The sequence below is a fragment of the Streptomyces sp. NPDC055078 genome (genome assembly GCF_053607985.1).
The window spans coordinates 1-10,034 of the sequence record NZ_JBSGUP010000286.1 but is presented as its reverse complement, the minus strand read 5'-3'; the positions used below and the strand labels follow the sequence as shown (position 1 = coordinate 10,034).

Genomic DNA, 10,034 nt, shown 5'->3' with positions numbered 1-10,034 from the left:
CCGTGACGACGGTAGGGGCCCTCATTGGTCCACTCCTCTGCTGCCCTACTGCTGAGGGCCTGGCGGAGCCTCCGGAGGCTGCCGCGGCGGCCATTCGGCAGGCGGTACGGGGCCTTCCGGGCCGGGCCGCTCAGAACCACCCGGGTGGCCCTGCGGCGGTTGACCCGATTGGCCCTGGCCGTCCTGTCCGCCCTGGCCGACCGGTCCGCCGTACTGAACCGGCGGGCCCTGGGGGCCGGGAGGGGGACCGGCCGGGGGCTGCTGCTGCCAGCTCTGGGGCGGATAGCCCTGAGCGGACGGCTGCGGAGCGCCGCCGTACTGCTGGGGCCCGGGGTGGGACGGCGGGTGGCCGCCCGGCGGATACGACTGCTGCTGGGGGTACGGCTGTCCCGGCGCGGGCTGCTGGCCTGGCGCGGGCTGCTGCCCTGGCATCGGGGGCCGCGCCTGCTCCTGCCAGTGGGGCTGTTGGCCGGGACCCTGGCCGGGGACTTGACCGGGGGCCTGGGCGGGGCCCTGTGCGGGCTGCTGCCCCGGGCCCTGCTGCTGCCCCGGCAGCGGCGGGGCCATCGTCGGCGGCGGGTTGCCGTTGGCCGTCCACAGCCCCTGCTGCTGCTGGGCGCGGACGAAGTCCTCGGCGATCAGCGCGGAGAGATTGAAGTACGCCTCACGGGCCTTCGGCCGCATCATGTCGAGGTCGACCTCGGCACCGGCCGCGAGATGCTCGTCGAACGGCACCACGACCACACCGCGGCAGCGGGTCTGGAAGTGCTGCACGATATCGTCCACCTTGATCATCTTGCCGGTCTCACGTACCCCGGAGATGACCGTGACGGAACGCTGCACCAGCTCCGCGTAGCCATGCGCGGAGAGCCAGTCGAGCGTCGTCGACGCGCTGCTCGCGCCGTCCACGGACGGTGTCGAGATGATGATGAGCTGGTCGGCCAGATCCAGCACCCCGCGCATCGCGCTGTAGAGCAGCCCGGTGCCCGAGTCGGTCAGGATGATCGGGTACTGACGGCCCAGTACATCGATCGCGCGCCGGTAGTCCTCGTCGTTGAAGGTCGTGGAGACGGCCGGGTCCACATCATTGGCGATGATCTCAAGACCGGAGGTCGCCTGTGAGGTGAACCGGCGGATGTCCATGTACGAGTTGAGATACGGGATCGCCTGCACCAGGTCGCGGATGGTCGCCCCGGTCTCCCGGCGCACCCGGCGGCCGAGCGTCCCGGCGTCCGGGTTGGCGTCGATCGCCAGGATCTTGTCCTGCCGCTCGGTGGCCAGGGTCGAGCCCAGCGCGGTCGTCGTCGTGGTCTTGCCGACACCGCCCTTGAGACTGATGACCGCGATCCGGTAGCAGGACAGCACCGGCGTACGGATCAGCTCCAGCTTGCGCTGCCGCTCGGCCTCCTCCTTCTTGCCGCCCAGCTTGAAGCGGGACGCCCCGGACGGGTTACGGCTCGACTTGGCCTTCTGCTTGTTGTTGCGCAGCAACCGGTCGGACGACAGCTCGACCGCCGCCGTATAGCCGAGGGGCGCACCCGGCACGGAACGCTCGCGCTGGTCGTGCGTTACCGCCGTGGGCCAGGCGCCACCGGCCCGGGGGTCGGCGGGCGGCCCCACCGGACCCGCCGGACCGGCCGGACCGGCCGGCTGCTGGCCCTGCTGATATCCGTGGGGCTGCTGCTGCTGATAGGCGGGCGGCTGGGGCGTCGGGGCGGGTGCGGGGAGATTCGACGCCTGCGGCGGCAGCGGTACGGGCGGGTGCTCCCCGGGCGGCGGCCCGCCGAAGGGCGTCGGCCGGTCACCGGGCCGGCCCTGGTGGGGGAAGCCGTAACCGGGCTGCGGTTGTCCCTGGGGCTGTCCTTGCGGCTGTCCTTGCTCTCCGGGTGACGCGGGCGCTCCGGGCCGGCCGGGTGACGCGGTGGGCGGCAGCGGTACGGAAGGGGCCGGGGGTGCGGACGGCGCGGGCGGTTGCGGGAAGCCGTAGCCCCCCGGGGACGCCTGCGGGAAACCGTAGCCGCCCTGGGGCGCCGGTGGACCGGCCGTCCCGGCGGGCGCGGGGAGCTGTGGCGTCGGGGTGACGGGCGCGGGGGTGTTCGCGCCCTGCTGCGGATGCGCCGACTGGTGGGGGAAGCCGTAGCCACCCTGAGGCGCGGGCTGTTGCGGCCCCGGCCCCGGCCCCGGCCCCGGCCCCGGCCCCTGCTCCTGCGGCGCGGGCTGCGGGAATCCGTATCCCGGCTGGGCGACGGGTGCCGCCGGGGGCCCGCTCTGCGAAGGCGCCGGGAGCGGTGGGGGAGCGGACTGCTCGGACGTCTGCGGCGACACCGGCCACTGCGGCGCCGACTGGGGAGCGGCCGGCTGGAACGCGGGCGGCAGCGGGGGCAGTCCGGTGCCCTGCGCGGGCGGCGCGGGGGACCAGGGCTGCGCCTGCGTGGGCAGAGGCGCGGCGTCGCGCGGTTCACCGGGCACCGAGTCGGCGGGCTCATCTCCGCGCTGAGCGGGTGTCCCGGCACGGGGTCCATCGGCACCTGACACGCCATCCGCTCCCGGGCCCAGGGGCTCAGGGGCGTCGCTGTCTCCGGGCTCGGCCGGTCCCTCGGCGGTCCCGGGACCCACCGCCCGACCGGCGCTCCCGGTCTCACCGTCCGTACCGGCGCGACTCTCCGCACCGCCGTGGTCCGCCGGAACGGTCCCGCTGTCCGGCCCGGCATCCTGCGCTCCGGAGCCGGCCGGGTCCGGCTCACCGGTCCGGCTCCCGGTCCCGCCGTAGCTTCCGGTCCCGCCGTGGTTACCCGAACCGCCGTAGCTCCGGGGCTCCCCGTACCCCCCGGGCTCGCTTCCGCTCCCGGTCCGGTCCTGGCTCCCGGAGCCTCGTGGGTCCGGCGTCCCGCCCGTGCCCGCCTCACTCGCCCGGCTCCCGGAACCGGCGGGGTCCGGCTCATCTCCCCGGCTCGGGGCACCGGTCCCGTCGGACGTGCCCGGACCGCTCGCGGCGGCGGACACCGCGCTTTCCGCCGCCCCGGTCTCCGGGGACGGAGCCGCCTGGTTCGACACCCCCTGGGCGGACGCCTTCCGGCTCCCCGCCCGCTCTGTGTTCTCTTGGATCTCACGCTTCAGCGCGCCGGGGGAGATACGCATCGTCGACCCGCTCTCCACATCCCCACCACTGAAGGATTCCGCGACCTCGGGAACCGCGGCAGGGCCCGGATCGGTGGACCCGGCACCGGCGGCTCCCTGAGAACCAGAACCAGAACCAGTATCAGAGCCAGAGCCAGAGCCAGCACCAGCATCAGTACCGGAACCAAGATCAGAACCACCCGCACCCGGAGCACCCGGCCCGGAAACACCGTCCGCACCGGACGCCGGAGCGCCCGCGCCGGAACCCTGAGTCCCCGCGCCGGAACCCTGAGCGTCCGACCCCTCCGCCGCCGGAGGCACCGGCACCTGTGACCAGTTCGGCTCGAATCCGCTCCCCGTCGGCAGCCCCGGCACCGCCAGCGGCGCACCGCTCGGCGGCGGTGGCGTCGTACGGCCCGCCGCCGGGCCCGAGGAGTCGTCCGACGCGTTCTGCGTGTACCAGGCGGGCGGGGTGTAGTCGATGGTGAACTCACCCGTCACGTCGGCGGGCTCCGCGTCGGACTCGTCGGCGGGAAGTTCCCATCCCCCGCGGATCTCGTCCCGATCGCTGTTCACTGTGCCTCCTGGTGTGGTCGAGCACCCTTGTGCCGTCGTGGGTGGGGGCGACCGCTGTCTTCCGATCGGCCCGGCTCTCTCCCTGGGGGATGCGGCGGGCATCCCCGCAGGTTCCGCGCGGGCGTTCCGTACAGGGGTCTTCTGCCGCGCTCTCCACCACCCTAATCGTCAACAAGGGCCCTCCGGCAGGGCGGACGGCCCGCAGGCTACTGTCCCGTACGTCACGCCCTGCCCCCGAGTGGGCCAAGGGCGCCACTGCGTAAGGAAATCGACCGGGTAAAACCGAGTGGAACCGAGTAAAAAGGGACAACTCCGGAGAGGATCCGGGCCCGTCAGTCCACCCGGCGCGCGCCGCCCAACAATCCGGTCTCGGCGTCCGTGGCCTGGGTCATGACGAACTGCCGGTCCCGTGCCGTGCACCACAGCGTGACACCGTCGGCGAGCGTCGACAGCGCCTCGGTCTCGGGGCGCGGCAGATGCATGATGCGCCCGATCCGGGTGGCCTCGTCCGGTGAGACGCGCTGGACGCCGACCAGACCCGACTTCTCCATCAGCCGGGGCGCGACCGGGCTGAGATACGGCAGCAGCGTCACCACCGACTGCCAGGGCCCGGCCACCACGCGCCCGCGCGGTGGCCGCATCCCGCAGTCTCGGATCACCACCACCGGACTGCCCGCCGACGCGCCCTGCGGCGGCACCCGCCCCACATCGTGCAGCGAGATACAGGGCTGCCCGCCGCCCGCCGCCTGCGCCAGCGCGGTCCACACGGGCGCGCGCCCGGTCTCCACGGTCACCCGGGCCCCGGTGGCCGCCGCGCGCAGCGCCAGCACCTGGGCCGTCCACAGGCCGCCGATCAGCGTGACGTCGTACGGTGTGGGGCGGTTGATGCCCAGTACGGACGGTTTGCCCTGGGCGTCCACCCCGATGACCACCCCGTCGTCGCCCACGGGCAGCGCGAGCGGGGCGAGTTGGTCGACGGGGAGGGCGTGCCGGTCACGGCGGGGCCCGATCAGCCCGAAGCCGATACGCGGCCTGGCGGTCCGGGCGGTCCTGGCGGTGGACGACGGCATCAGCGGGCTCCCCCGAGCGGCAGTGTGGCGAGCATGCCGGGCAACTGCTCCCGGTCGAGCCGGACCAGCCCGGTCCTGACCCCCCGGGCGGCGCGCTCCAGCTCATGGCGGGCGGTGACCACTTCCTCGTCGCTGCGCCCGGTGATCCGTACATGCCCGGTGACCGTCACATCCTGCCGCTCGCCCTGGCCCAGGGTGAGGCTGAAGGTGGTGGCCAGCGCGGGGATCGAGGTCAGGAGGGCGACGAGCTGCGGCATCGAGGCCCCGCCGCCGCCGAGCTGCGGCCAGCGGCCCACCCAGTAGGTGGTGTGGCGGCGGTCGTCGACGCGCCAGGTGCGGGCGGTCTCCTGGGTGCGCCGGGTGGGCGCGTCCGCCCGGCCCGCCTGGGCGATGGCGAGCGGGCTCGCGCAACAGGAGGTGGCTATGGCCGAGGTCAGCTCCTGCTCGGTGAGCACCGTGGCCCGGAACCCCGCGCCGGTCAGCCTGCTCGCCAGCTGGTCCGCGGTCCGTACGACACACTTCTGCGCGCCTTCGAGCCCGCCGCCGCGCGCCGCGACCGCCTCGGGGCACAGCTCCGGGTCGAGCTTGAGCGCGATCCAGGTGATCCGCAGCGCGGGCGAGCCGGTCTGCGCCTGTAGCGGCCCGTAGTTGCGCGCGGCCACCGACTGCTGCGGCAGATGCGGGGCGGGCGCCGGCTGGGTGTGCTGCACGATCTGCGCGGACTCCAGCCGGATGCCGTCGACCTCCAGTACGTCCCGGACGAGCGCGACGGGCAGCGGTCTCGCCGTACGGTCGGGCCGCAGCGCGGTCGCGTCCGCCTCGACCTGGAGGACGGCGGTCACAAAGGTGCCGTCGCCGATCATGCCCACCGGCCGCCGGTCGCGGTCACTGTAGGTGTACGTCCGCAGGGCGGGGTCGCACTCGACGGCGGGCGCGAGCCCCGGCTCGGTGTCCGCAGGCAGTACCAGGGACGCCGCCCTGCGCGTCCGCGCGCGCAGCGCGAAGACGGTGGACAGCCACTCGGGCAGCGACCGGTGGTGCCTGCGCAGCAGGGCGAGCAGCACCAGCACCGCGGCCACGGCGGCGGCGGGGACGAGCAGCAGGGTGTCGATGACGCCCGCGACGAGCAGCAGCGCGGCGGCGATCTCGATCAGTACGAGTTGTTGCAGTCGGAACGAGCCGAAGTGTCCCGGTCGTCCTTTGAGCCGGGGCACGACCGCTCCCGATGAGGGTGTCGGTGACGGTGTCGCGGCGGGGGCGGGGGCCGGACGCCCCGAGGCGGGCCGCACACGCGTAGCGGAAGCCATTTTCCGTCCCCCAGTTCAATAAGCCCAAACCACCCCGATCACCCCCGTCTGCCCCTGTCTGCAAGGTCATTCGGCGGCCGGATCACCCTACCCGCCCCACGAAGACGATCGGATAACAGGCATAGTAGGGGCCGGTCCAGCACACCGGACCCCTGGCCGTGCGCAGTTTCCGGCCACCACGGGGAATCGCACTTTCGTCACCAATGGGGACTCATGGCATCACGGCGGGATGAGCTGAACGCGTACACCTTTGCGAAGAAGCGCACGGTCGCGGCATTCCTCCAGCCTTCGGCCGCCGGTACGGAGGAGGGTGCGCCGCGGCCGATGCGCGCCATCGTCCCCGGGCTGATCGTGGGAGCGCTGGTCCTGGCCGGATTCGGTGCTTTCGGCATGTTCAAGCCCAAGGCCCCCAAGAACTGGGCCAAGCCGGGCACCCAGGTGATCGTGGGCAAGAAGTCCACCACCCGCTATGTGGTACTGGAGACCGGCAAGGGCAAGAGCAAGAAGACCCTGCTGCACCCCGTACTGAATCTCGCGTCGGCCCGGCTGCTGCTCAACCCCCAGCAGTTCAAGGTCATCACGGTCAGCGACGACATCCTGGACAAGGGCAAGCCCCCGCGCGGGCAGATTCTCGGCATCCCCTACGCCCCGGACCGGCTGCCCGGCGAGAAGGAGGCGGGCAAGCCCAAGCGGTGGGCGGCATGCGAACAGCCCGGTGCGGGCAAGAGCACCTCCGTACAGAAGGCGACGTTCGTCCTCGGCGACCGCGATCTGGAACTGACCGAGGGCGCCGAGCGGCTGAAGGGCGGCCAGGTGCTCTATGTGAAGGGCCAGAAGGGGCAGCGCTATCTGATCGACCCCTCCGGCACCAAGTACCCGGTGCCCGGCACCCCCGACGACGTCCTCACCCGCACCCTCGTCGGCAGAGAGCAGCCGCAGGCCGTCACGGACGACTGGCTGGCCACCCTGCACAGCGGCAGCGAGGTCGGCTTCCCGGACGTCCCCGGCTCCCCGGGCGCCGACGCGGGCGTCGGTGGCGGGCTGACCGAGGAACAGGACCGGGTCGGCAAGGTCCTCCAGGCACCGACCGGCACCGGCCCGCAGCACTATGTGGTGCTGGCGGGCAAGGTCCAGCCGGTCTCCGACTTCACCGCCTGGCTGCTGATCAATTCCCCGGAGAACGACATCCTCGACATGGAGGGCCGGGCCGCCGCCGTCGACGCGGCCTCGCTCGCCCCTGAGTCCGAGGACTTCGGCGGCGAGTACCGCTGGCCGTCGCTCAAGGCCGACCCGGTCAACGCGGCCGGCGGGGAGCGCGACACCGTGTGCAGTGTGCTGCGCAGGGTCGACGACAAGGGACGTACGACGCTGTCCGTGTGGGCCGGTTCGCGCTATCCGGCGGAGATCACCGCGGGCGGCGCCAGCACCTATGTCACCCCCGGCACCGGTCTGCTCTACACCCAGGTGCGGGGCGAGCAGTCCAGGCCGGACGGCTCGCTGTTCCTGGTGACCGACACCGGACTGCGGTACGCGGTCCAGGCCAATGGCGACAGTGACGCCGAGCGCTCCGACATCGGCGCGGGCGAGCCGGCGGAGCAGTCGGACGGCCGCCCCGAGCCGAGCCAGGCGCAGATCCGGCTCGGCTACGGCAAGGTCACCCCGAGCCTCGTGCCGATCGCGTGGTCCGAGTTCCTGTCCAAGGGACCCCGGCTCGACACCAACAGCGCGCGCCAGCCGCAGGGTTCGTGAGGGAGACGACGGATGCTGCACCTGTCCAGGAAATCCGCCCTGCTCGCAGCCGCGGCGGCACTGGTGGGAACGGTCGCCGCGACCCCCGCCGCGTACGCCCAGGACGGCCCGGCGCTGCGGGTGGACGGCAGCGGTGAGTGCACCTTCCCGATGAAGAAGCAGATCGAGGGCATACCCTGGCCGCTCCAGCGGGTCCTGCTGGACGAGCTGTGGCAGGACACCCGGGGCAAGGGCGTGCGGGTCGCCGTCATCGACACCGGCGTGGACATCAAGAACCCGCAGCTGCGCCCGGCCGTCGATGCCGCCGCGGGCAAGGACCTCCTGCCGCGCGACAAGGAGAACCCGGGCAGCACCGCCGGCCGGACCAACGGCACCGTCGACGAGATCGGCCACGGCACCAAGGTCGCCGGCATCATCGCCGCGAGGCCCCGGGCGGGGACCGGGTTCGTCGGTCTCGCGCCCGAGGCCACGATCATCCCGATCCGGCAGAACGACGAGAACAACAGCGGCAACGACCGGTCGATGGCGCGGGCGATCGACCACGCCATCGCCAAGGGCGCCAAGGTCATCAATATCTCCCAGGACACCACGAAGCCGCTGGCCGCCGACTCACCGCTCGCCCTCGCGGTCCGTCGCGCCCTGGACAAGGACATCGTCGTGGTCGCTTCGGCGGGCAACGACGGAATGAACGGCAGACTGAAGGACACCTATCCGGCGGCCTTCCCCGGTGTCCTCGCCGTCGCCTCGTCCGACCGCAACAACGAGCGCGCCCCCTTCTCGCAGGCGGGCGAGTTCGTGGCCGTCGCCGCCCCCGGCGTCGACGTCGTCTCGACGGTCCCCGGCAACGGCCAGTGCGTGGACAACGGCACCAGCTTCTCCGCCCCCTACGTCGCCGGGGTCGCGGCCCTGCTGGTCGCCAAGTACCCCACCTGGAAGCCGCATCAGATCGTCGCCCAGATCGAGCAGACCGCCGAGCGCAGCATCAACGGCCGCGACAACTACATCGGCTGGGGCGTCATCGACCCGGTGCGCGCGCTCAACGGCGAAAGCGGCCCGATCGAGGCCCCGGTCCGCGACCCCGGCCCCCCGAAGCCGCCCGCTCCGGAGCCCGCGCAGCTCTCGCTGACCGAGACCCCACAGGAACGCAGTGAGCGCTACGCAACCTACGCCCTGGGGATCGGCGTCGTACTGGTCGCGGTCGTCGCGGGAGCGGCGACAGTCATCCGTGACACCCGGCGCAAAAACGCTCCCTGAGCCAAGCCGCCTGAGCCAAGTCACCAGTGAAGTCTTTGCAGTTGGAACTGTCATACCGAGTGGATAGAGTGACTGTAGGACTGGCGTGAACCGGTTCTGCACGGGGGCGGCATCCACAGGGCTTCCGTCTACGTCACCGTCGAAGGAAGAAGGGGCACGATGTCGGGCAATCAGGATCTGAACGTCACCAGTAGTGAGATCACCGGACTCTCCGGCAAGATCGACAAATTCCAGAACGAGCTGAGCAGCCGGATCACCTCGCTCAACGGCGTCGTGGACCGCATCCAGGCCGGCTGGAAGGGCGCGGCGAGCCAGGAGTACGACCGGGTGCAGGCGGATCTGAACCGGCGGCTGCGCAATGTCCAGCGGGACCTGGAGAACCTCCAGAACCTGGTGAAGATGAGCGCCGACGGCTTCGACGCCCAGGAGACCGAGCGCATCTCGTCCTTCCGGAAGATGGAAGAGGCCAAGGGCAGCAGCGCCATCCTCAACATCTGAAGCCTCTCCGCCCCGTCGAGATCTCGCTACTAGGAGCAAACAATGACGACTGCCGTCAACTACGACACAGTGACCACCGCGGCCGGCGATGTGCGGGCCACGGCGACCTATCTCAACCAGCAGCTCGGCGACCTCATGGGCCACGTCAAGCAGGTCGCGGGCAACTGGCAGGGTGACGCCAAGGAGGCGTACGTCGCCATCCAGGCGAACATCGCCCAGAACATGGACGGTCTCAACCAGGATCTGGCCACCATCGCCCGGCTGCTCGACGAGTCCGTCGTCGGCTACCAGGACACCGACCGGGGCAACGCGGCCCGCTTCCGGATGATGACCTGAGGCGCACCCTCCACGCGCGGTGGCACACACACCTCGCGCACCCGCGCACACCACGCGCACCCTCCACGCGCGGCGGTGCACACCACGCGCACCCGTGCACTCCATGCGCACCACAAGGGGGCTGCCT

Annotated in this window: 7 protein-coding genes; 4 read left to right on the top strand and 3 right to left on the bottom strand. The window is 72.1% G+C overall.

The features are described 5' to 3' along the window. Window positions 1–45 precede the first annotated feature (45 nt). The 3 genes from ACWF94_RS22865 to eccE form a co-directional block, all read right to left on the bottom strand. Window positions 46–3,693: an SCO5717 family growth-regulating ATPase gene (locus ACWF94_RS22865; protein ID WP_453491387.1), complete on the bottom strand. Its 3,648-nt coding sequence runs from the start codon at window positions 3,691–3,693 to the stop codon at window positions 46–48. A 332-nt stretch (window positions 3,694–4,025) separates the two neighbouring features. After that, window positions 4,026–4,763 carry a hypothetical protein gene (locus tag ACWF94_RS22860; RefSeq protein WP_453491384.1) on the bottom strand — a complete coding sequence of 246 codons (738 nt, stop codon included), beginning with the start codon at window positions 4,761–4,763 and terminating at the stop codon, window positions 4,026–4,028. Further along, the gene (gene eccE, locus ACWF94_RS22855; RefSeq protein WP_453491381.1) at window positions 4,763–6,070 is read right to left on the bottom strand and encodes a type VII secretion protein EccE; all 1,308 of its coding nucleotides are present in this window, start codon (window positions 6,068–6,070) and stop codon (window positions 4,763–4,765) included. Before eccE ends, ACWF94_RS22860 begins: the two co-directional genes overlap by 1 nt. A gap of 213 nt (window positions 6,071–6,283) precedes the next feature. On the opposite strand from eccE, the gene eccB reads away from it, so the two are divergent. The 4 genes from eccB to ACWF94_RS22835 all read left to right on the top strand — a co-directional run bounded on the left by eccB (window position 6,284) and on the right by ACWF94_RS22835 (window position 9,907). Then, window positions 6,284–7,819: a type VII secretion protein EccB gene (gene eccB, locus ACWF94_RS22850; protein WP_453491378.1), complete on the top strand. Its 1,536-nt coding sequence runs from the start codon at window positions 6,284–6,286 to the stop codon at window positions 7,817–7,819. 12 nt (window positions 7,820–7,831) lie between these two features. Next, window positions 7,832–9,073: a type VII secretion-associated serine protease mycosin gene (gene mycP / locus ACWF94_RS22845; RefSeq protein ID WP_453491375.1), complete on the top strand. Its 1,242-nt coding sequence runs from the start codon at window positions 7,832–7,834 to the stop codon at window positions 9,071–9,073. A gap of 159 nt (window positions 9,074–9,232) precedes the next feature. Beyond that, complete coding sequence (locus ACWF94_RS22840) at window positions 9,233–9,571, top strand: WXG100 family type VII secretion target (protein ID WP_453491372.1); 339 nt, start codon at window positions 9,233–9,235, stop codon at window positions 9,569–9,571. A gap of 42 nt (window positions 9,572–9,613) precedes the next feature. Beyond that, window positions 9,614–9,907, top strand: coding sequence for a WXG100 family type VII secretion target (locus ACWF94_RS22835; RefSeq protein ID WP_453491369.1), 294 nt, complete (start codon window positions 9,614–9,616; stop codon window positions 9,905–9,907). The last annotated feature ends 127 nt before the right edge of the window (window positions 9,908–10,034 follow it).

What these genes read in the sequence shown, in the direction of transcription:
- ACWF94_RS22860 (WP_453491384.1), bottom strand. Translation starts at nt 4,763, where the DNA reads ATGCCGTCGTCCACCGCCAGGACCGCCCGGACCGCCAGGCCGCGTATC.
- eccE (WP_453491381.1), bottom strand. Translation starts at nt 6,070, where the DNA reads ATGGCTTCCGCTACGCGTGTGCGGCCCGCCTCGGGGCGTCCGGCCCCC.
- eccB (WP_453491378.1), top strand. Translation starts at nt 6,284, where the DNA reads ATGGCATCACGGCGGGATGAGCTGAACGCGTACACCTTTGCGAAGAAG.
- mycP (WP_453491375.1), top strand. Translation starts at nt 7,832, where the DNA reads ATGCTGCACCTGTCCAGGAAATCCGCCCTGCTCGCAGCCGCGGCGGCA.
- ACWF94_RS22840 (WP_453491372.1), top strand. Translation starts at nt 9,233, where the DNA reads ATGTCGGGCAATCAGGATCTGAACGTCACCAGTAGTGAGATCACCGGA.
- ACWF94_RS22835 (WP_453491369.1), top strand. Translation starts at nt 9,614, where the DNA reads ATGACGACTGCCGTCAACTACGACACAGTGACCACCGCGGCCGGCGAT.